This window comes from Paraburkholderia sacchari (genome assembly GCF_000785435.2).
GTDB classification, from domain to species: Bacteria; Pseudomonadota; Gammaproteobacteria; order Burkholderiales; family Burkholderiaceae; genus Paraburkholderia; species Paraburkholderia sacchari.
In genome coordinates, this window is sequence record NZ_JTDB02000004.1 from 1 (window position 1) to 23,305 (window position 23,305).

The 23,305-nt window shown below is 60.0% G+C and carries 14 protein-coding genes and 2 pseudogenes; 14 read left to right on the plus strand and 2 right to left on the minus strand.

All coding sequences use genetic code 11. The features are described 5' to 3' along the window. Positions 1-355 precede the first annotated feature (355 nt). On the plus strand, positions 356-907 hold the full coding sequence (locus NH14_RS15610) for a GAF domain-containing protein (protein ID WP_152617289.1): 552 nt from the start codon (positions 356-358) through the stop codon (positions 905-907). Positions 908-1,006: 99 nt separating this feature from the next. On the opposite strand, the gene NH14_RS15615 is transcribed toward NH14_RS15610, so the two are convergent. Continuing rightward, positions 1,007-1,342 carry a hypothetical protein gene (locus tag NH14_RS15615; RefSeq protein ID WP_161790884.1) on the minus strand — a complete coding sequence of 112 codons (336 nt, stop codon included), beginning with the start codon at positions 1,340-1,342 and terminating at the stop codon, positions 1,007-1,009. Between the two features lie 31 nt (positions 1,343-1,373). Here NH14_RS15615 and NH14_RS15620 point away from each other — a divergent pair, with 31 nt between their 5' ends. The 13 genes and pseudogenes from NH14_RS15620 (at position 1,374) to NH14_RS15680 (ending at position 22,426) form a co-directional block, all read left to right on the plus strand. After that, positions 1,374-3,452, plus strand: a complete 2,079-nt coding sequence (locus tag NH14_RS15620; protein ID WP_152617288.1) for a hydantoinase/oxoprolinase family protein — start codon at positions 1,374-1,376, stop codon at positions 3,450-3,452. Positions 3,453-3,471: 19 nt separating this feature from the next. Further along, entirely contained in the window at positions 3,472-5,130 is a 1,659-nt protein-coding gene (locus tag NH14_RS15625; RefSeq protein ID WP_035532846.1) for a hydantoinase B/oxoprolinase family protein, read from the plus strand. Positions 5,131-5,169: 39 nt separating this feature from the next. Further along, positions 5,170-6,558 (plus strand): aminopeptidase P family protein, encoded by a 1,389-nt coding sequence (locus NH14_RS15630; RefSeq protein WP_035532843.1) that lies wholly within the window; start codon positions 5,170-5,172, stop codon positions 6,556-6,558. A gap of 140 nt (positions 6,559-6,698) precedes the next feature. After that, positions 6,699-7,592, plus strand: coding sequence for a hypothetical protein (locus NH14_RS15635; RefSeq protein ID WP_202031677.1), 894 nt, complete (start codon positions 6,699-6,701; stop codon positions 7,590-7,592). Positions 7,593-7,674: 82 nt separating this feature from the next. Next, entirely contained in the window at positions 7,675-8,493 is an 819-nt protein-coding gene (locus NH14_RS15640; protein WP_035532840.1) for an aspartate/glutamate racemase family protein, read from the plus strand. Positions 8,494-8,561: 68 nt separating this feature from the next. After that, positions 8,562-9,965 carry an MFS transporter gene (locus NH14_RS15645; protein ID WP_084225887.1) on the plus strand — a complete coding sequence of 468 codons (1,404 nt, stop codon included), beginning with the start codon at positions 8,562-8,564 and terminating at the stop codon, positions 9,963-9,965. A gap of 204 nt (positions 9,966-10,169) precedes the next feature. Beyond that, positions 10,170-14,108 (plus strand): trifunctional transcriptional regulator/proline dehydrogenase/L-glutamate gamma-semialdehyde dehydrogenase, encoded by a 3,939-nt coding sequence (putA, locus tag NH14_RS15650; RefSeq protein ID WP_035532881.1) that lies wholly within the window; start codon positions 10,170-10,172, stop codon positions 14,106-14,108. Between the two features lie 150 nt (positions 14,109-14,258). Next, on the plus strand, positions 14,259-14,594 hold the full coding sequence (locus NH14_RS15655) for a BON domain-containing protein (RefSeq protein WP_052148450.1): 336 nt from the start codon (positions 14,259-14,261) through the stop codon (positions 14,592-14,594). Positions 14,595-15,158: 564 nt separating this feature from the next. After that, positions 15,159-15,983: an avidin/streptavidin family protein gene (locus NH14_RS15660; RefSeq protein ID WP_084225886.1), complete on the plus strand. Its 825-nt coding sequence runs from the start codon at positions 15,159-15,161 to the stop codon at positions 15,981-15,983. 104 nt (positions 15,984-16,087) lie between these two features. Then, positions 16,088-18,772: a winged helix-turn-helix domain-containing protein gene (locus tag NH14_RS15665; protein WP_035532837.1), complete on the plus strand. Its 2,685-nt coding sequence runs from the start codon at positions 16,088-16,090 to the stop codon at positions 18,770-18,772. A gap of 297 nt (positions 18,773-19,069) precedes the next feature. Next, a pseudogene (locus NH14_RS15670) lies at positions 19,070-20,218 on the plus strand (2-isopropylmalate synthase); the annotation flags it as partial. A 218-nt stretch (positions 20,219-20,436) separates the two neighbouring features. Continuing rightward, positions 20,437-21,531, plus strand: a complete 1,095-nt coding sequence (locus tag NH14_RS15675) for a branched-chain amino acid aminotransferase (protein WP_035532834.1) — start codon at positions 20,437-20,439, stop codon at positions 21,529-21,531. Positions 21,532-22,015: 484 nt separating this feature from the next. Then, on the plus strand, positions 22,016-22,426 hold the full coding sequence (locus NH14_RS15680; protein WP_152617287.1) for a hypothetical protein: 411 nt from the start codon (positions 22,016-22,018) through the stop codon (positions 22,424-22,426). A 483-nt stretch (positions 22,427-22,909) separates the two neighbouring features. On the opposite strand, the pseudogene NH14_RS15685 reads toward NH14_RS15680, so the two are convergent. Continuing rightward, a pseudogene (locus NH14_RS15685) lies at positions 22,910-23,182 on the minus strand (IS21 family transposase); the annotation flags it as partial. Between the last annotated feature and the right edge of the window lie 123 nt (positions 23,183-23,305).

A 23,305-nucleotide genomic window follows, 5' to 3' on the forward strand; every position in this document is an offset into this window, starting at 1 on the left:
AAACGATGACAACCCGTTTAGCAGCCAGTTGCCGGAAGACGGCAACGTTACGCAGTAGCGGTGAGCGTCAACTACGCCATCACGCAACGACAACTACGAAGGAGGAACGCCAAATATGACCTGATACCCAACGACAACCACCCCGTTGACCGGCCAAAATAGTTGTCGCTGACCGGCCACGCTGCTTGACGCTCTCTAGAACACCTTGCAACTGACGTCGAGGACTTTGTGAAATTGGCTCTTACATAAGCGTAGGGGTTCCCCTCATTAACCTACCCAAACGGGTAGATATGGCTACCCGGGCGGCGGTGCCTACCCGTAGCCAGCGTTGAGTTGCGCTTAACGGTTTTATAAATTGCAACTCAACCGCAATTCGTATCGCATCAATGGGGGAAGGGTGATGAACGAGGTGTGTAAGTCCGATGCAGCAGCGCAGGCAATGATCGCGATGACTGCCGCTCAGGCATCGGCGTCGTCACTGGCCGAGATCCTGGACGCTCTTGCCCATATTTTTGCGCAATTCGTCGGCCATCGCATTTTCACTGTGTCGGTCTTTGAGAGCGGCCACGACCTTATTGCGCGCCGTATCTGGAGCAGTCGGCCCGATGTGTATCCGGTTGGCGGTACCAAGGGCGGACCTTGCGATGAATGGGTGCAGCAGGTGATTGGGCGCCGGGAGATATTCCTGTGCCATGACGCGGCTGAAGTCCGTCGAGTCATGCCAGACCATGAAACGATCTTCGGTCTGGGCTGCGGTTCGGTTCTGAATCTGCCGGTGTGCCTTTCCGGCGCGACGATTGGAACCGTGAACCTTCTCCATGAACCGCTGTGGTTCACACCGGAGCGCGTGCAGAAAGCCACGATGCTTCGCGCGCTAGCCTACGCGCCGATGCTTCTGAGCCATTGATAACCCATCTGTGACAACGGGCAGCGGCATCGGCCGTACGCGATGCGGATGCTCGCAATCGCCGCCGGAGATGCTTGGCGAGATTCCAGCAAGTGAGTCTTAGGAGAAAGAGATGGGCATACGCAACAACTCTTTGCGCTCGCAAGTCGAGAAATGGCTCGGGCCAGTTTCTGAAGGACCGGTACGACTGACCCGGTTCAGCTGCACGCGTGCGGACAAGACGCGATATGTCGGCGTCAGGGCATCGTGCGCCAGCGATGCGCTGACGGTCTTTTTCTTCCGGCATGAGCACGGCACATGGTGTGTTTTTCCGCCCAGTGCATCACCTCCGACGATAGCGGCGAACGGCGGCTTACCGCTGGCAACGAACTTCGTGGCGGCCCGGCGATGATCCAGCCGGAAGGCAATTCGATGAATTATCAACTCACGGTCCAATTGCGGGGCCTGTGATGCAAGGAGACGTACTGTGACAATAAATGGAAAAACCGTACGCGTCGCAACCGACGTTGGCGGTACATTTACCGACCTGGTTTACTTTGAATTTGATCCGGTTAGTGGCAGACAGAAGATTCGAACTGCCAAGTCCGATACGACACCGCCCAATTTTGAGCAGGGCATCCTGAACGTGCTGCGCAAGGCCGACGTGCGACTCGAGGACGTCAGCTTCCTCGCACACGGCACGACCGTCGTCATCAATGCACTGACCGAACGACGCGGCGTGAAGACCGGACTGATTACGACAACCGGCTTTCGTGACGTCCTCGAAATTGCCCGCGCAAATCGTCCCGACTTCTTCAACCTGCAGTGGGTTAAGCCCGCGCCGTTTGTACCTCGTTATCTTCGCCGGGAAATCGCCGGCCGGGTACATTTCAACGGGCAGGAACGTGAATCCCTCGACATGAGAGGGCTGGAGCAGATCCTCGCGGATTTTCAGCGTGAGGGTGTGGAGGCGGTTGCGATCTGCCTGCTGCATGCGTACGCGAATCCTGCCCACGAGCAGGCGGTTCTCGCTGAAGTGAAACGCATATGGCCAGGAGTCTCGGCCGTCGCTTCACACCAGATTACCCGTGAATGGCGCGAATATGAACGATCGAGCACCACGGTGCTATCAGCCTACGTCCAGCCGATCGCCTCTCGCTATCTCGACAACCTCGAGCAGGGGCTACGCAAGAGTGGCTACAAGGCACCCTTGTACGTGATGCAGTCAAACTGCGGTGTCGATACCGTATCTCACGCCCGGCAGACTCCAATCACCATGGTCGAGTCAGGACCGGCAAGCGGTTTCTGGGGCGCGGCCGAACTCGGGCGGCTCATTGGAGAACCCAATGTGCTGGCGCTCGATATCGGCGGCACAACCGCAAAATGCTCGCTTATCCGCGATGGCCAGGTAACCATCAAGACGGACTACTGGATCGAACGCGATCGAGTGAGCGCGGGTTACCCGATCATGGTACCGGTGGTCGACCTCGTCGAGATCGGGAATGGGGGCGGTTCGATTGCGTGGATCGATGAGTTCAGTAAGCTGCATGTGGGACCACAGTCGGCCGGCGCGGCGCCCGGACCTGCCGCCTACGGTCGTGGAGGCACGAACGCTACCACCACCGATGCCAACCTCGTGCTGGGCCGGATTAACAGGGACTATTTCTGTGGCGGCGAAACCGTTGCGGACATGGACGCTGTCGAGCGGGCGCTCGATCCTCTTGCAGCCCGGTTGGGCATGAAGCGAGAAGAGATCGCCCGCGGAATTGTCCGCATCGCCAATGACAACATGGTCAATGCATTGAAGCTGGTGTCATTGAACCGTGGCCACGACCCCCGGGACTTTACTCTCGTTGCATTCGGTGGGGGCGGCGCCATGCACGCTGTCGCCCTCGGACAGGAATTGGGCGTGAAGAAGGTAGTCATCCCCCGCGGGGCGTCGGTCTTCTCGGCGTGGGGCATGACGATGTCGGACCTGCGGCGCGACCTCTTCGTCAACCGCTTCTTTGAGGCAAATCGCGAGGGTGCTATTGCTGAATCGCAGTCGCTGCTGAATGACCTGCGGGCTGCAGCATTCGAGCAGTTTGCGAAGGAAGACATTGCTCCTGAGCGCGTGAAACTGACGGTGCTGTGCAAGCTGCGGTATCAGAACCAGGAGCACGCAGTCGAGGTCCCGCTGCAGCCTGGCGAACGGCTTGTTGCACACTGGGCGGCGATTGCCGACCGCTTCCATGCGCTGTACGAGCAACAGTACACCTATCGCCTCGATGCACCTCTCGAAATCGTAGGTTTCCACATTGTTGCCGTTGCGGAAATCGGCAAGCTGGACCTCGACGAACTGGCCGTAACGGGCGCTACGGTGGAATCGGCGACGAAGGGACGGCGCATGGTCGACTACGCGCTGGAAGGAATACACGAAGCGGTCATCTACGACAATGCGAAGCTCGAACCGGGCATGACTTTCACGGGCCCGGCCATCATTGAAGACTCCGGCACGACGATCGTGGTTCACCCAAACAACGGTGTCAGCATCGATCGCCTCGGCAACATTCACATCACCATCTGAGGACGACGGAGAACGGAAAATGAGTCAGATCGACATCTTCACGCTGGAGATCATCCAGAATTCCCTGCAGGCGATCGCCGACGAAATGTTCGCGGCGATGCGCAAGACGGCAATGAGCCCGATCATTTACGAAGTTCTCGACATGGGCACGGGCATCACCGACGCGCGCGGCGAGATCGCCAGCTCGGGCTCCGGCATTCCCGCGTTCGTCGGGGTACTCGACAAGGCCGTCAAGCAGATCCTCGTGCACCACTCGCAGCCTGGTGAGATTGAGCCCGGAGACATCTTCATCACCAACGATCCGCACAGTGGAGGAGTCACCCACCTGAACGACGTGGTGCTTGCGATGCCCGTGTTTGTTGATGAACAGCTTATTGCGTGGACTGCCAACATCGCCCACTGGAACGATGTGGGTGGGATGGTTCCCGGATCCCTTTCCACCGACGCCAAAGACATCTTCCAGGAAGGGTTGCGACTTGCCTCTGTCAAGCTGATTTCTAGAGGGAAGCCAATCCGGTCCGTGATGCAGATCTTGCAGGCGAATACGCGCATGCCGGACTTCATGGAGGGTGACCTGTGGGCAGGAATCGCAGCAGTGCGCGGTGGTGCGGGCCGCCTCGCCGAACTCGCGCGCAAGTACGGGACCAGTTTGTTTCTCAGAGCTGTCGACGACTTCATGAACCTCGGTGAGAAGGTCACCCTGAAGGCCCTGGAGGACGCGCCCCGGGGGCGGTTCAACATGGAAGAACCGCAGGATGACGGCCAGGTCTTCAAGGTCACGGTTGAAATAAAAGATACCGAAGTAATTGTCGATCTGCGCGATAACCCGGACCAGGCAGCCGGCCCGACTAATCTGAGCCGTGACGGAACCGTGGTGGCGGCGCAGATGGCGTTCAAAGCCGTGACGGCGCCCCAGGCAGCGACGAACGGCGGAACGTTTCGACCGCTCAAAGTGCTTACTCGTCCAGGTACGCTGTTCGATGCGAGTGCCCCAGCCGCCGAAGGCTTCTACTTCGAAAATCTGATCCGCGTCTACGACCTGATCCTGCGGTGTCTCGCGACGCATCTGCCGGACAGGCTGCCGGCAGGAAATTTCGCATCCGTCTGCGCGACCATCATTGGCGGCCTGCATCCGGATACCGGCCGGACATTCACGCTCGTCGAGCCGGAAATTGGCGGTTGGGGCGGGGAGCGTGGGCGGGACGGCAACAGTGCGATGTACTCGGGACTGCACGGCGAAACCTACAACTGTCCCGTTGAGGTTTGCGAGGCGCGCTATGGACTGTATGTCGACCGGATGGAATTGAACGACGAACCGGGCGGGTACGGAAAGTACCGGGGAGGGCGAGGAATTCGCGTCGACTACCAGGTCCGCTCGGATGGCACGTTCCTCACCTGCGGTTACACGCGCTCGAAAGTCCCGCCCTGGGGGCTGGAAGGCGGAACTGACGGATCGCCGAACTATGTCGAGGTAGTCCGTACGGACGGCCGCAGCGAGCGCTACTCGATGGTCAGTGGGTTGATCCTGAACAAGGGTGACGTGATCCACGTTCGGACTGGATCCGGCGGTGGCTACGGCGATCCCTCCGAACGCTCGCTCGAGGCTGTTCTTGACGACGTGAAGAATGGCTACGTGAGTACCGAGCTTGCTGAGAAGTTCTACGGGCTCAGGGTGTAAGGCACGAGCATACGGGACAGAGACAAGGGGTTGAAAGTCATGTTTGCAGATAGCGTCTACATCGGGCGCCGGCATGCGCTGCGGGAGAAGCTTGGCTCGGGATTGGCCCTCATCATGGGTAGTGTCGACGCGCCGATCAACTTTGCCCACAACGTGCATCCCTTCCGGCAGGATTCCACGTTTTCGTATTTTTTCGGCCTGAATCGACCAGGTCTCGCAGCATTTATCGACGCCGATCGAGGCGAGGACGTCATGTTTGGCGACGAGTCCGGACTTGATGATGAAATCTGGCTCGGGAACTTAGCGACACTTGCGGACCAGTGCGCAGCAGTCGCGGTTTCGGTTGTCAAACCGTATGCCGCCTTGCAGGAGGTAATCGCCGAAGCCGTTCGGCGTGGGCGTGACGTGCACTTCCTGCCGCCTTATCGAGCGGAGACGACACTCGAACTGTCGAGGTTACTCGGCTACCGGCCCAACGAAATAGGGATTCGCGCGTCGGCAGACCTGGTTCGGGCAGTGGTGAGCCTGCGCGAGATCAAGTCGGAAGTGGAGATTGCTGAAATCGAGAGTGCGCTCTCGATTGCCGATGAAATGCATCGCACTGCGATGCGACTGACGAAGGCGGGGGTGGTCGAGCGTGAAGTCGTTGCAGGCATGCGTCAGGTGCTCGGACGCAACGGCATGCTTGAAGCGTATCAGCCCGTGTTCACGAAGCGGGGCGAGATTCTTCATAACTTCAACTATAACCTTCGTCTGGAGCACGGTGACCTTGTCGTGAATGATTCTGGCGCGACCAGCACCATGGGTTATGCGAGCGACGTGACCCGGACCCTACCCGTCAGCGGCAGGTTCAGCCCTCGTCAGCGCGACTTGTACGAGCTTCTGCTGCGGGTTCAGGCAGCCGGTATCGATGCAATCCGCCCTGGGGTTCCTTTCGTCGATATACACCGGTTTGCGGTGCTGCGCATGGTGGAGGGCATGGCGGAAATGGGCTTTTTCAGAGGGGATCCGCTAGAGGTGGTCTCCTCTGGAGCCTACGCAATCTGCTTCCCGCATGGGCTTGGCCACCAGCTCGGCCTGGACGTTCACGACATGGAGTCGTTTGGAGAAGACCGTGTCGGTTACGACAACCAGTTCCAGAGAAGCCAGCTGTTCGGAATGTGCAGCCTGCGGATGGCTAAATGCCTGAACGCTGGCATGGTATTGACCGTTGAACCAGGAATTTACTTTATACCGACTCTGATCCGGCGCTGGAGCGTGGAGCGCCGTCACGAGCAGTTCATCGTCTATGAACGGTTCAAGAATTATCTCGATTTTGGAGGCATGCGTATCGAGGATGAGGTGCTAGTGACCACAAATGGAGCCCGCATTATGGGGCCAGGTACGCCCAAGACAATCGCCGAAGTGGAAAGCGCCATGACAAGTTAGTGCAGGCATCATCCGGTTCTGGTGAAAATCAGCTATCGGCTGAACAAGCGGGCGGGAGAGTGAGTTCGAGCGTGTTGATTTCGGCGTGAACCAAACCTGTATGCGTAGTAATGCTAATTATATTCATAAAGGAGACTTTTGTGAAACATTGTAGTTATATTCATTCACTCGCCAGCCTGTCAGTCGTTGCGATGCTTTCCGTGCCTTTGCATGCGAACGCCGACGAGTTCATCGGTTTCGGGCAGGCTGGCGTTCCCGGGGGGTGGGCACTTGAGGCCTTCCCGGTCTTCCAGCACACCTCACCGAATTCGAATTCAATCTATTCGTCATTCAATCCAGCATACTTCACCGAAACGGGCTTCACCGGCACCCACCGCGACCAGTTCGAATTCTGGATCAACGGCTCGGTTGGCTATTCGTCGAACAACTACGGCGTGCCCGGCGCGAGCGGTTGGGGATTTGCGTATCCGAACATCGGCATTGAGTATTACTACAACGTGGTTGTGCCTGACCAGCCGGCTGGATCACCTGGGTACAAGACCTTCTGGACGAGCCCGACGTTTACCGTAGTGTTTCCGAACGGAAAGGAAGGTAATAATGGCTTTGGCGCGGGAGCCAATCAGTACTCGTTTGGCTTTAACGTAAACAACTACCTTCAGATCGGCAGGATCGGTATTACCTTCAATCCAGTTGAACTGAACTATGCCACCCGCAACCTGAATGCGACGACGATCGCGAACGGCGAGATGGTGAAGCTGAAGGGCGGGCTAAGCGCCACATTCATGGATGTGGCTGCGGGTTACCAGGTTCGCGATGATCTGTTCCTCGGCATTCACCATGCGTACAGCATATATGGCTGGAGGGACTCGGACTTTGCAGAAAGTCGCGAGGGCAAGATCGGTCCTAGCTTCACGTACTTCGGGTTCGCTAAATACGGACTATATGTCTCCGGAAACATCAACTTTGACTACTACGTGTCTTCCAACCTGAAACGTTCGATATCCGTGACGATGGCAATCGTTAAGAACCTCTAACGGTCTGGCATTCGTTTGCTATGCCTTCGCTCCATCCGTTCGGGAATGGCAGGCAACCTAAATTATTTTCGAAGGAACGAACATGAATCATCAATTCAACAGTGAGCCGGCGGATGTTCCTGTGTCAGTCCGCTGGCTGAATCCGGTCGGCTATGCGGCGTGGGATACCCAGATCGGGCAATTGCTGCACTCGATCAAGCAACCATCGACGAGTGTGGAAGTTGTGTCGTTTGATATGACGCCGACACCGACACATCTGGAGTATCGCTCCTATGAAGCGCTGATCTATGAAAGAACCATCGCGGTTTCGCGAGACTCCGCCCAGCGAGGTATCGATGCGCTTGTAGTGGGCTGTTTCTATGATCCAGCGCTCGAGGGGGCCCGTGAAATCTCCGGGCAGACCATCGTGGTGGGTCCGTGTTTGGCGAGCGTGCAGATCGCAGCGAATCTGGCCAACCGCTTTTCGGTAATCGTCGGGCGCGAGAAATGGATCGAACAGATGACCGATCGTGTGCGAGCCTACGGTCAGATCGACCGACTCGCATCGATGCGCTCGCTCGGCATGGGGGTCAACGATTTTCAGGCTCAACCGGAAGCGACGCGCCAGCGAATCATCGAAGAGGCGAAGCGCGCGGTGCGCGAGGATCATGCGGAGGCGATCATCCTTGGTTGCACGATCGAGTTCGGCTTCTTCGATGCCGTGCAACAGGCAGTGGGCGTGCCGGTCATTGATCCTGTCGTGGCGGCCTTCAAGATGGCTGAATCACTCGCAAAGTTCAAGAAGCAATTCGATTGGAAGCCCAGCCGTGTCTGGAGCTGCGAGCCACCGCCGGAGTCGGAGTTGCACGATTTTGGGCTCTTCCAGGGGCAAGCACCTATCGGCAACTCGGTGTTGTTCTGACTGTGGCGCGAGATAAGGCCTGTGAGAACACAGGCTTGCGACGCACCCTTCGAGGAAAAGGAATTTCCATGAATAACCCTTCACAAAACACAGCCGGGCCGCTTAATTCGTCGTATGGCGGGGCTGCATCGCCTGAACGCGTCTCATCCAATGGGCAAAGCCAGATGGAAGCGCGGATTGGTGTCGGAAAGGTATTTGAGGCGCTACCGCTCACGATTGAGCACCTGAAGAGCTGCCTTGCGTTGTTTTTCGTCTTTGTGATCGAGGCGTGGGAGATGATGATTATCGTCTACACCTCCCCGCTGATCGCGAAGGACTTCAACCTTGGCGCGGTACAGGTGGGCAACCTGATTGGTGCGATCTTTGTCGGCATGGCAATCGGTTCGGTCCTATGGGGACCTGTGTTCGACAGGATCGGGCGTAAGAAGACGATTATTTCCAGCCTCGTGTTGTATGGGCTCGTGTCAATACTGAGTGTCATGTCGCCAGACTATGGCACGTTGTATGTCACGCGTCTCCTTGCCGGTGTGGTCGCGGCCGGAATGTTGGTTGTGACGTTCCCCTACTTTGTCGAGCTTCTGCCTGTGCGTGCTCGCGGGCCGTTTACGGTGTATCTGGCGGCTGGCTGGCCGATTGGCATGCTGCTCGCATTAGGCGCCACGATCTGGTTGATGCCGATGGGATGGCGTTGGGTTATCGGCTTCAGTTCCTTCGCTGCCCTCTGGGCGCTGGTCGTGGCATGGGCTGTGCCGGAATCCCCTTATTGGCTCGCTGCGACGGGACGTCAGGAACAGGCGAAGGCAGTCATCCTCCGTCTTAGCCGTGGCGCAACGGTCATCGCACCGCAACGCAGCTTGCACGTGGAGGAAGTGAAGGGCGGAGTCTGGCGTGATCTTCTGTCTGGACGAGTTCTGCCCGTCACGCTGCTGCAGGTCGCAATCAATTTCACGTTTTCATGGGGCTACTGGGGTCTGCAGACGTGGCTGCCGACGCTCCTGCAGCAGCGCGGACTTAGCTTGCCGCAAAGCTATAGCTTTATTGCGATTTCGGCTCTTTGCATGATTCCGGGGTACATGAGCGCGTCGTACCTGACCGGGAAGCTTGGCCGCAAGAAGGTTGTGATCGCATACGTTGCCCTGTCCGCGATCTCGGGATATGCGTTCGCGAACGTCCATACGATGACAGCACTGTATCTCAGCAATTTTGCTCTTGCGTTTTTCAGCCTTGGAGCTTGGGGAGTGTGGGATACGTGGGTCGGGGAACTGTATTCGACGCACTTGCGGACTGTCGGCTATAGCTGGGCCATCCTGGCGCAGCGTATCGCGAACATCCTGGCGCCGTCAGTAGTCGGCGTACTGGTCGCCCAAGGGTCGTCGTTTAACTTGACCACGACGTTCATCAACCTGTTTTTGGTTGCCACGGTGCTGATGGCGCTGTTCGTGCCCGAAACCGAAGGCAAGGATCTTGCCTAGTAGTGAATCTGTCCCGGAACGTCCGGGATATTCATGGTTATGCCGTTGCTTGCTGCAATGGCATAACCGTCCCCGCGCTGACGGGTTGGATCAAGGACGGTGAGGGTCTATCGAATGGAAGTGCAACGATTTGTCGTGTCCGATCGCACGGGGAGTAGCCGGCGAGGCGCATTCACGGAAGAAGGGAAATTGGATCAGGAACTGCTGAAAACTACGACGGTCGGGGTGAAGGTGGACGGCGCACTGCGGATGCGCCTGAGGGTGGCGGCCGAGCGTATTCAGCGCAGTCCGCATTGGCTGATGAAGCAGGCGATTTTTTCGTATCTTCAGAAGATCGAGGATGGAGAGGTACCAACCGAGTTGGTCGATCTACAGAATGCCATCGAGCCCAACGGCGATGCTGGCAGTGATGCAGGCCACGACCTTAGTCCCGAACCGTTCCTCGATTTCGCCCAGAACATCCAGCCGCAGTCGGTGCTGCGCGCGGCCATCACGGCCGCGTACCGCCGTCCGGAGCCGGAATGCGTGCCGTTCCTGATTGGCGAAGCGCGCCTGCCCGCGAACCTCACGGGCGACGTCACGAAGCTCGCCACGAAGCTCGTCGAGGCGTTGCGCGCCAAGGGCACCGGCGGCGGCGTCGAAGGCCTGATCCACGAGTTCTCGCTGTCGAGCCAGGAAGGCGTCGCGCTGATGTGCCTCGCCGAAGCGCTGCTGCGCATTCCCGACCGCGCCACGCGCGACGCGCTGATTCGCGACAAGATCAGCAAGGGCGACTGGAAATCGCACGTAGGCCACGCGCCCTCGCTGTTCGTGAACGCCGCCACCTGGGGTCTCATGATCACCGGCAAGCTGGTCACGACCAACAGCGAGACCGGCCTTTCCTCGGCGCTCACGCGCATGATCGGCAAGGGCGGCGAGCCGCTGATCCGCAAGGGCGTGGACATGGCCATGCGCCTGATGGGCGAGCAGTTCGTCACGGGCGAGAACATCTCCGAGGCGCTCGCCAACAGCCGCAAGTTCGAAGCGCGCGGTTTCCGTTACTCGTACGACATGCTCGGCGAAGCGGCCACGACCGAAGCCGATGCGCAGCGCTACTACGCTTCCTACGAGCAGGCGATCCACGCGATCGGCAAGGCCGCGGGCGGACGCGGCATCTACGAAGGCCCCGGCATCTCGATCAAGCTCTCCGCGCTGCATCCGCGCTATTCGCGCGCGCAGCAGGAGCGCACCATGAGCGAGCTGCTGCCGCGCGTGCGCGCGCTCGCCGTGCTCGCGCGCCGCTACGACATCGGCCTCAATATCGACGCCGAGGAAGCCGACCGCCTCGAACTCTCGCTCGACCTGCTCGAAGCGCTGTGCTTCGACCCGGATCTGGCGGGCTGGAACGGCATCGGCTTCGTGGTGCAGGCTTACCAGAAGCGCTGCCCGTTCGTGATCGACTACATCGTCGATCTCGCGCGCCGCAGCCGTCACCGCATCATGGTGCGCCTCGTGAAGGGCGCCTACTGGGACACGGAAATCAAGCGCGCCCAGGTGGACGGCCTCGAAGGCTATCCGGTCTACACGCGCAAGATCTACACCGACGTGTCGTATATCGCCTGCGCCAAGCGCCTGCTCGGCGCACCCGACGCGGTGTATCCGCAGTTCGCCACGCACAACGCGTACACGCTCTCGGCGATCTATCACCTCGCGGGCAATAACTACTATCCCGGCCAGTATGAGTTCCAGTGTCTGCACGGCATGGGCGAGCCGCTGTACGAGGAAGTGACGGGCCCGGTCTCGCAGGGCAAGCTTAACCGTCCGTGTCGCGTCTACGCGCCGGTCGGCACGCACGAAACGCTGCTTGCGTATCTCGTGCGCCGCCTGCTCGAAAACGGCGCGAACACGTCCTTCGTGAATCGCATCGCCGACGAAACCGTGCCGGTGAGCGAGCTGGTCGCGAATCCCATCGACGAAGCCGCGAAGGTCGTGCCGCCCGGCGCGCCGCACGCGAAGATTCCGCTGCCGCGCAATCTCTACGGCAGCGAGCGCCAGAATTCGATGGGCCTCGACCTCTCGAACGAGCATCGTCTGGCTTCGCTGTCTTCGGCGCTGCTCGCTAGCGCGCATCATCCGTGGCGCGCCGCGCCGATGCTCGCCGCGGCCGATATTGCCGATGGCGCCGCACGCGACGTGCGCAATCCCGCCGATCATCGCGATCTCGTGGGAACCGTTGTGGAAGCAACGAGCGAGCACGTGAGCGCAGCGCTTACCCACGCGGTCTCGACCGCGCCGATCTGGCAGGCCACGCCCGTGGAAGCGCGCGCGGATTGCCTCGCGCGCGCCGCCGACTTGCTCGAAGCGCAGATGCACACGCTGATGGGCCTGATCGTGCGCGAGGCGGGCAAGTCGCTGCCGAACGCCGTGGCGGAAATCCGCGAGGCCATCGACTTCCTGCGCTATTACTCCACGCAGATCCGCGAAGAGTTCTCGAACGACACGCATCGTCCGCTCGGTCCGGTGGTGTGCATCAGCCCGTGGAACTTCCCGCTCGCGATCTTCATGGGCCAGGTGGCCGCGGCGCTCGCCGCGGGCAATACCGTGCTCGCGAAGCCCGCCGAACAGACGCCGCTGATCGCCGCCCAGGCGGTGCGCATTCTGCGCGAAGCGGGCGTGCCCGCGGGCGCGGTGCAACTGCTGCCGGGCGACGGCGAAACGGTTGGCGCTGCGCTGGTGGCCGATGCGCGCACGCGCGCCGTGATGTTCACGGGCTCGACCGAAGTCGCGCGGCTCATCAACAAGACGCTTTCGCAGCGCCTCGATTCGGATGGCCGGCCGATTCCGCTGATCGCCGAAACGGGCGGGCAGAACGCGATGATCGTCGATTCGTCGGCGCTGGCCGAGCAGGTCGTCGCCGACGTGCTGCAAAGCGCGTTCGATTCGGCGGGCCAGCGCTGCTCGGCACTGCGCGTGCTGTGCCTGCAGGAAGACGTGGCCGAGCGCACGCTCGAAATGCTCACGGGCGCGATGCAGGAACTCGCGGTGGGCAACCCCGATCGGCTGTCGGTCGACGTGGGCCCGGTGATCGACATCGAAGCGAAGCGCGGCATCGACGCGCACATCGGCGCGATGCGCGAAAAGAGCCGCAAGGTCACGCAGATGCCGATGGCGGAGAGCTGCGCGCAAGGCACCTTCGTGCCGCCGACGCTGATCGAAATCGACAGCCTCGAGGAACTCAAGCGCGAAGTGTTCGGGCCGGTGCTGCATGTGATCCGCTATCGCCGCAGCCAGCTGGACAAACTGCTCGAGCAGATCCGCGCGACGGGTTACGGCCTCACGCTCGGCATCCATACGCGCATCGACGAAACGATCGCGCATGTGATCGGCCGCGCGCACGTGGGCAATATCTACGTGAACCGCAACGTGATTGGCGCGGTGGTGGGCGTGCAGCCGTTCGGCGGCGAAGGGCTCTCGGGCACGGGGCCCAAGGCCGGCGGCGCGCTGTATCTCTCGCGTCTTTTGGCCAAGCGTCCGGCGGGGCTGCCGCAGTCGCTCGCGAAGGCGCTCGTGGTGGATGCGCCGCAAGAGGGCGCGGATAGCAGCAGCGCACCGCAGGCTGCACTCACCGCGCTACGCGACTGGCTGCTCGCCGAGCGCGAACCCGCACTCGCGGCGCGCTGCGACGGCTACCTGTCGCAGATCCCTGCGGCCATGACGGCAGTGTTGGCCGGTCCCACGGGCGAGCGCAACACGTACACGCTCGGCGCGCGCGGCACGGTGTTGTGCGTGGCGTCGACGGCAAGCGGAGCGCGCATGCAGTTCGCGGCGGCGCTGGCCACGGGCAACCGGGCGCTGTTCGAAGGGGAGGCGGGCGAGCAGCTTCAAGATGCGCTGCCGGCTTCGCTTAAGCAGTACGCGAGCGTGAAGAAGAACGCTGAGGCTTCGTTCGATGCCGTGCTCTTCGAAGGTGACAGCGACGAACTGTTGAGGCTCGTGAAGGATGTCGCGAAGCGCGTTGGTCCGATCGTGTCGGTACAGGGCGTCACAGCCCGTGTGCTGGAGAGCGGCGACGACTACGCACTCGAGCGTCTGTTGACGGAGCGTTCGGTCAGCGTGAACACGGCAGCAGCGGGTGGTAATGCGAATTTGATGACGATCGGCTGAATATTCCGGCTTGCCGGAGGCTCGTCCCCCCCAGTAGTTGCCGCGGTTGGGGAGGTGAGATTCGAGAGGCGAGCCGCTTCTCATGATTTGGCAATGCGTTTCGTACCGGTGGTATCAAGAGATGTTAGTTAACGAATTGGAGAATCAATAATGTCTATCCGGGCTCTGAAGGTATGTGTGGGGACGCTGGTTTTGGCCACGACGTTTGGTGTATGGGCGCAGGGCGGTGGGGAGCCAATTTCTCCTGAAGCGGCATCCGCGCTAGTTGCCTCAAAGGCAAAGGACAAGCAGCTCGCCTCTGACGTCACTGCGGCGGTTACCGGTGCCGGTGTCAACGGGTCGAAGCTCAAGGTACGTACATATCATGGAGTCGTGACACTGAAGGGTTCCGTTCCGAGCGCCGATCAGGTGCAAGCAGCTTCGACGGCGGCGGCAAACGTGCAAGGTGTTACCGCCGTGAAGAATAAGTTGAGCGTTCGCAAATGACCCAATGGGATCAAGGCGCGCTACGTTAGCGTGCCCACTCTCATGTCTGGGGCTGCAACATGCCCCGCTGGGAACTGGTCGTGATGCTTCACAATGGTGAGCGAGAATATTCATGATAGGCATTCGGTCGCCTGCCCCGAACTGTCGAGTATCCGAGGCGTCTGCTTCTGGAGCCAGCCCGCGGAGGTTGGTACTCGCTCATCACCGCGGCCCCCATTTTTCAGAGCTAACGTCAAGAATGGGGTATCGGCAGTATCGCGACGGTCGATTTCAAGCGGGGAATTTCTGCTGAACCGCTCGGGCTGGTGTTTACCCTTTCTAACCTACTCGTTTGGGTAGGCTCGAGTATATGAGTTGAAAGTGCCTACCCGCTGTGCCTGTTGTTAGCCGGATCGCCGAGCTCTACTCTGATCGAAATCGAAAATGGGTGCTCGTTGTCAATAAGGCTCGCGAACATTTTCGTCAGGCAAATTTCTTTATGCGGGCATAGTGGCGAATGGCGTGGCGTTATCTTTTTGTTGGCCAACTCCGCAATCTCGTGAAACACAGGAATCGATACGGTCGATGGTCACTAATATGCAAAGCAGCCTGATCGGAAGATGGAGAAACGAATACGGGTCGATCCTCGCAGTTCACTCGCACGCATCAGACGGCGCCCTGAGCGGTACCTATACTTCCGAAACGGGAGCGTCGGGAACCTACAGGGTGAATGGATGGGCACCTGAATCCGAATTGTCCAACCGGCCGATATCGCTTTCCGTTTTCTGGAGGCCGATTGGCTGCACGGAAGTTGATCCAAGCTGGAACTGGGTATCGATTATGACGGGGGTTTTGTTTCTCGACACCCCCGACTCGCAGCCAATCATCAGGTTCCTGCATGGACTGGTCGCGTCCACGCCATTCGAGGCGGTGGAGACGCGCCGATGCGGCGTCTATGCGGAGTCGCTAACGTTTCGGCGAGTGACCAGCCACGAGGCGGGTCTGGTGACACCGGAGCATTTCCCGGACGATGATCTTGCGCTAGGGTCCGCACGAGCCATTTTGGTCAATGTTGATCCAGCCTCGAACTACAAGAACGTGGATTTCACCTACGACGTCAGTGGCGATTGCATTGGCCGCGTGAACGGTGTGGTTGTAACCGGTTTCATCGACCCACGCCCTCCCGCTGACGTTCAGGGTATTGCCCTCACTGGCATTTGTATGACAAATCGTGTATGCGCCGTCGGGTTCGGGGGATTCATTGACCTGCGCAGTTCGACTGCAACGCTTGATCTGTTCGAATCTGCTGCAGTGAAGTATCCAAACAAGTACTCGGCAGTTGCTGTGAGTCAGGAACGTTTCGTTGTCGAGTTCAAAGAACCGTCCGCTGAGCAAACCAGGAATCGTTAGACTGTTGTGGAAGGTGGCTCGATGTCAGTCGCGTTCGGGAACTTTACGACGGTGCACGTGAGCAGTATCTTTCGTTGTGCGAGCGCATAAAAGCACATCACGGCATGAACCATCAAACGCAAGAGTCGAATCTATCCAGTGCCTGGATGTGGGTGGGTAAGCTCGCCCCGCCGCAAACCCAGCTTGAAGCGGTGCCACGGCGCGCATTGCTGGAAAGACTTCAGCACGATGCGCTCAAGCCGCTCACGTTGATGATCTCGCCCCCGGGCTTTGGCAAGACAACTTTGCTCGCTCAATGGCGAACGTCGCTGCTGCAGGATGGAGACGGGGCACCGGTAGCCTGGCTGTCGCTCGATGAAGCGGATAAAGATGCGAACCGCTTTCTCGCCTATCTCGTGGTGGCGCTAGAAGAGGCCGGACTGGACGTTGGTGCATTGTCTCCTTTGGCTCATTCTCAGGCCCTCGATGCGCGCCCACAGCGGACAGTGGTCGCACTGCTGCAGGCGCTTGCGCGCTCCGGCCGTCGGTTTTCGCTGATGCTCGATGATTATCATCGGGCGGAGTGCGACGCGATCAATGAAATTGTGCTGACGCTGCTGGAGCGCGGCAGTCCATGGCTGCACCTGGTTGTCGCGAGTCGAAGCCGGCCATCATGGCCCTTGGCAACGCTCAAGGCTCGCGGGCTCGTGCATGAAGTTGAGGCCAGTGATCTCGTGCTGTCCCTGTCCGAAGCATCGCAGATTCTGGGTCCCGAACTGGGGCAGTCCGCCCTCGCAACAGTTCATTCAAAGACTGAGGGCTGGGCGGTCGCCGTGCAACTCGCGCGACTGTGGCTTGCGCGAGGGAGCGGGTCGGCATTCGGACTTCCGTCATTTTCCGGGCGAGTGGCGGAGGTGGCCGAATATCTGGCCGAGCAGATCCTGGATAACATGCCAGAGGACTGTCGCGAATTCCTTCTCGAAACGTCGCTTCTGGAGCGTTTTAACGCGGAGCTTGCCGATGTTGCGCGTGGCAGACATGACAGCGCGATGCTGCTCTCGCGGTTGACACAGTTCGAGGCCCTCCTTGTTCCGCTGGACGCCCATCACAGCTGGTTTCGTTACCATCATCTCCTGGCGGATTTCCTGCGGCCGCGACTGGACGCACGTCGGGCGCAACAGATTCATCGTGCCGCAGCAGGGTGGCTCGCCGAACAGGGCGACTGGGTTATCGCGGTCTCGCACGCCTTGCGTGCCAACGATGCCGAACTCGGTGTGCGGCTTGTCCATCATGCTGGTGGATGGAAGTTGGTGCTGCGCAAAGGCATCCTCTACACGCAGAGCCTCCTGCAGCAGTTCGACGACCTGACCCGGCGAAGCGAGCCCGAACTGGTCCTCATGCAATCGTATCTGCAGGCCAAGCTCGGCAACGAAGCATTGGCGTCGGAGCTGATGCGGCTGGCCGAAGTCTCGGTAAAAGGTGACCCATGCCTCGAGCGTGATTTCGATGTGATACAGGCGATGGTGCATGTCTATTTCGACCGCTTCGAGGACCCCGGGAACTGGCCCATTACCGGTGCTGCAGCGGGCGAACGCCTCCCCGACGACCCACTTGCCCAGGGCACGCTCCTGTGCGTTGGGGCCGTAGGCTCAATTGCCCAGGGGCGCATGCCTGACGCCGTCCAGGCAGCAAGAGCCGCCCGCGCGCAGATGCGGCTGGTGGGGAGCCCCTTGGGGGAAAACTACTGCCTGATGCATGAGGCGCTGGCCCTTGCTATGAGTGGGCCCGTGACGGCATCCAGGCAACTGATTGACGAGGCGCTGACGCTGGCCGAAGCGAATTTCGGCACGGAGAGTTCGCTCAAGGCCATGGTTGGCTGCTTCAAGGCCCAGCATCTCTACTGGCAAGGACGGTGGAGCGAAACGCAACGCTGGTTACAGGAAGCCCAGGAGTCACTCGAGCACACGGATGGCTGGCTGGACGTTTTCGCGGCTGCTGCTGAAGTCTCCTGGCGTACAGGACTGCGACAACACGGCTTGCAGCATGCGCTCGCGGTATTGGACCATACCGCGCAGCTTGCCAGCGATCGCCACCTGCCGCGGCTTGGGCACCTGGTTCGGGCATGGCGCGTCGACTTGCTGTCGCAATGCGGACTCACTGCCCAGGCCCAGCAGGAGGCGCAGGCCGCGAAACTCGACTTCGCTCCCCATTCACCGGCAGACGCCGCATTGGACTGGCGCAACCGCGAGGCCGGTGTGCTCGCGCTCGCACGTATGCAACTGGCGACAGGCGCTGCTACGGCTGCGCTTTCGCGCTTACAACGCGGTGCGGATGTACTGGAAAATGCAGGCCTCCAACTACCGGCATTGCGCTTGCGGCTAATGGCTCTTGTTGCGCAGTCCAGGGCCCAGGAAGGCAATATCGGCCAGGCGGAAATCCGCGAGGCCCTCTCACCGGTGTTACAACACGCTCTACCCGGTCTGTTGCTGGAAGTCGGACCGGCCATACTGCCAATTCTCCAGCGAATGGAAACCGGGCTCCCTCCAGCGGTGTCTACTGTCATGACACAGTTGCGTGGGTGGCAGGCGCATCCAGTTCGCCAGCGAGGCCGGTTCAGCGTGAAGGAAACGCAGGTGTTGGAACTACTGGCGAGCGGTCAATCCAACAAGGCTATTGCGCGTGCACTTGACGTCTCCGAGAACACCGTGAAGTTCCACCTCAAGCAGATCTTCCAGAAACTTGCCGTCGATAGTCGTGCTGCGGCCATCAGCGCCGCATTACAGCAAGGGATCCTTTCCTCGGAGCCCTAGGAGCCCAGTCTCGGTGGAAATTATGAACTTCGTTGAAATGTCTGCTGTCGCGCAATGTCGCGCCCGTTGGGGTAGTGGAAATTTGCTATTGAAAGCGCTATCGGCGGATTGACGGTATTGCCGAGTGTGGTCTGAGAAAGTGTGCAGCGCGCGAGGGTTGATCCTGGGTCCGTAGATGGATGGACTCGCTACAATCGCCAGCGGCCGGGGCGCTGTGATCCAGCGACGCCGGCGGGCAGGACGGGCTATCCCCCCGGTCCAAAATCAATGCAGAGGCCGATCCTACAGGAGACAGGCATGTCTGACAGACTTATCATTTTTGACACCACTCTGCGCGATGGCGAACAGTCGCCCGGCGCGTCGATGACGAAGGACGAGAAGATCCGGATCGCGAAGCAGCTCGAACGCATGCGGGTCGACGTGATCGAAGCCGGCTTCGCGGCAAGCTCGAACGGCGACTTTGAGGCAATCCGCGCGATCGCGGCCAATGTAAAGACTAGCGTTGTTTGTTCGCTCGCTCGCGCCAATGAACTGGACATTGCGCGTGCAGCCGACGCCCTGAAGCCGGCCAACCGGTCCCGCATCCACACGTTCATTGCGACCTCTGCGTTGCACATGGAAAAGAAGCTGCGCATGACACCCGAGCAGGTGTACGAGCAGGCGCGTCTCGCGGTGCGCCTGGCGCGCAACTTTACCGATGACGTCGAGTTCTCGCCGGAAGACAGTAGCCGTTCTGACATGGACTTTCTGTGCCGCGTGCTGGAAGCGGTGATCGATGAGGGCGCGAACACCATCAACATTCCCGATACGGTCGGCTATGCGGTGCCGGAGGGTTACGCAGCGCTGATCAGGCAGCTGCGCCAGCGCATTCCGAATTCGGACCGGGCGGTGTTCTCGGCTCATTGCCACGACGATCTCGGCATGGCGGTGGCGAACTCACTGGCAGCTGTCAAGTCCGGTGGTGCGCGCCAAATCGAATGCGCGATCAACGGCCTTGGCGAGCGGGCGGGCAATGCCGCGCTCGAGGAAGTTGTGATGGCAGTCAAGACGCGGCGTGACTACTTCGGGCTCGAGATCGGCATTGACACCACGCAGATCGTTGAGACCTCGCAGCTGGTCTCGGAAATCACGGGCTTCGTGGTCCAGCCGAACAAGGCGGTGGTCGGCGCAAATGCCTTCGCCCATACGTCGGGCATTCACCAGGATGGCGTACTGAAGGCGCGCGATACCTACGAGATCATGCGCGCCGAAGACGTGGGCTGGAGCGCGAGCCGGATCGTGCTCGGCAAGCTGTCGGGCCGCAACGCGTTCAGGCAGCGGCTGCAGGAACTCGGTCTCCCGCTGGGCAGCGAAAGCGAACTGGATACCGCGTTCGTGCGCTTCAAAGCGCTGGCTGATCGTAAAACAACGGTTTCGGATGACGCGTTGCTGGCACTAGCGCGCGAATGCGGCATCGTCGGGACGCACGGCGCGCGGAGTAGCTGACGCCTCTGTTACTTGCCCGGGTGCCGCCATTAAATGGAAAGTGGCGCCGCCGATGGCGGACGCGCTCACGCACCCCGGAGCCGGTGCTAGTGTTGAGCAGCGTCGGTTCACGGACGTTAGGCGCAGGCATTCATTAAGACACCTAAACTACACCTTAGACATCGTCGGAATATTGAACAATGAGCACTGACACACAACTGCAGTTCGTCGAGACACCTCACCCCGCGCGCACACCACCTGACCAGATTGCGACCAGCATCGTGAACCCCGTGTTCGGACGCGTCTTCACCGACCACATGGTCACGATCAAGTGGACTGACCGCCTCGGCTGGCACGACGCCAGGGTGGAACCCCGCCGTCCGTTCCAGATCGATCCAGCCTGTTCGGTGCTGCACTACGCGCAAGAAATTTTTGAAGGCATGAAAGCGTACCGCAGCGTGGGCGGGGAGATCTTGCTTTTCCGGCCGCTGGAAAACGCTAGACGGTTTCGCGCTTCGGCCGCCCGCATGTCCATGGCCGAATTGCCGGAAGCACTCTTCCTTCAGGCGGTCGAAGCACTCGTCAGGACAGACCGCAACTGGGTTCCTGGCGGCGACGGCAGCCTTTATCTGCGCCCGTTCATGTTCGCCTCGGAAAGCTTTCTCGGCGTGCGCGCGTCGAGCGAGTACGTGTTCTGCGTGATCGCCTGCCCGGTCGGACCGTACTTCAAGGCCGGCAAAACGGCGGTGAACGTGTGGGTGTCGGACCAATACACGCGCGCGGCCCCTGGTGGCACCGGCGCGGCGAAGTGTGGCGGGAACTATGCGGCCAGCCTGATCGCACAGACAGAAGCCTCGGCGAAGGGCTGCGACCAGGTCGTCTTTCTCGACGCAGCGGAGCACCGATGGATCGAGGAACTGGGCGGCATGAACGTGTTCTTCGTGATGGACGACGGCTCACTATTGACGCCGCCGCTATCGGGCACGATTCTGCCGGGCATTACCCGTGCGTCGATAATCGAACTGTCCAAACGGGACGGCATTGCAGTCAGCGAGGTACCGTACGTGTTCGACGCATGGCGTACCGACGCCGGCAGCGGTCGCGTTAAGGAGGCGTTCGCGTGCGGCACCGCTGCGGTTGTCACCGCGATCGGCCAGGTGCGCCATGCCGGAGGGGAATTCACAATCGGCCACGGCGACGAAGGCGAAGTGACGCGACACATCCGCACGCTGCTGACCGGGATCCAGCGCGGCAAAATCGCAGACCCATTCGGATGGGCCCATCGCGTCAAATGAGAATGGAGAGAACTGCGTTGAGCGAACGTAATCGCGGACTCATCCGGCGCGCTGAGCAAGTCTGGCAGACACACTGCCGAACCCCGTAGGCCGAAATCGCGTATTGCGCTCGACGGGTCGGGAGTTGGAAAAGTGGCCATGGCAGCCGGATTGGGACTCGCCGCGATTGCGACGTGGAAGCCACGGGAGCCTGTGTACGCGCGTCAACTCTCGACCCGGCCAGGGAGCGCGTGGGGGACTCCTCCGCGCGACTTGCGTACCGCTATAAAAACGTTGGTCACGTATGCGCGGGCGTCGCGGAGAAAAACTTCCCAACGCGTGCTGTTACCATAAAACTTCAGTCCCTTGCGTCCTTTAGGCGAGGTTAGCTACAAGCGGCCGGCGAAAATGCAAGAGCATACGTCGACCCAAATAGGGAGGAGGGTGCCTGGTTGAAGAAAAACATTCGTCGCGCAATCGGCTGTCTTCGAACTACAAAATCTCAGTGACTATGCTGGTTTTTCTGGATACCGAGTACACCGGTTACGAGCAAGCCGCTCCGCAACTTATAAGTCTGGCGCTCGTTACAGAGGACGGGAAGCGCGAGTTCTACGTGGAGATCTCCGATACATGGCGGGTAAGTGACTGCACCGAATTTGTCAAACGTGAAATCCTTCCGCTCCTCAATGGCCCACATCGCACAACCGTGCAAGCCCGGACTGAACCAAATTCATTGTTTGCAAATTCCCCACGCCGAGTGCAAGCAGCGCGCGATTCAGCGACAGACTTCAGATTCTTGCTCGGTCTGCTCGGCTTGCCGCGTCCCATGAATCTTGCTCCCCATTATTTTGATCTGCGACCGTTGATCGATACCACGATCTATGTTTCGGGTAGAGAAGGCGCGCGCAAAGCTTGAGCGTAGGTGCGCAGCCCGGTCGCCGGCAACGCATCGAAGGGGCGACTGCCGCCTATGACCTCGAACACATCGGACAGACGCAACTTATTGCGCGGTTGTGGTGCCGCGAGCGTTGTAGTATGACGACATCGCCGTCCGATTAAGCGCTATCGAATTGCTGATGGCAGATCTGGCTCTTTCAGCGGCGCAGTTCCATTTTGTTCCGCCACTCAGCGGGGGTAGGTCTGGGGGTAATCGTACATCGCCACATTGCCAATCGCTTATGGAACGGGCCTGAGCACTCACAATGAGAACCCGACGCGGATCAGCTTCTCCGATTGTGTCCTTGACACGGGCCGGCCTTGTCAGGGCGACATTAGAAAGCGCCTGACGGTATTGATGACGATGTCGTCGCGACCGATCATCTCGATGTGATGTCAGCGGGCGGCGTTATAGAGCCAATCCGGGGGCGGCGTAATCGGGCCACCTGAGGGGCGGCGCAATGCGGAACTCGCGTAGTGGTACGAAGGACTTCTTGACGTACTTGACTCCGGATTCAACGATTCCCTTCTTGGCTGGGTCGTGCGGCGGACATGGGTCGATGCGGAAACCGTATGCTTCGGCGAGCCCCGCGTAGGAGCGCTGAACCCCAGGACTGTGCAGGCAGTGCCGGATGATCGCGCACTTGGCGTTGTCGATCGTCACCCGGGAAGGACAGCCCCCGAACCATTCGAAGGCACGGCGATGACAGGCTAGCCACGTCTCGACTGTCTGGTTTTCCCCTTCCTTTGTTGCCGGAATGCGACATCGGTGTCCAAGGAGTTGCGAAGAGATCCGGCGTAAGTTTTGGCGTAGGTTTTTGCTCGATGTCCTGCCAGAAAAGGCCGCGCGACTACTTCG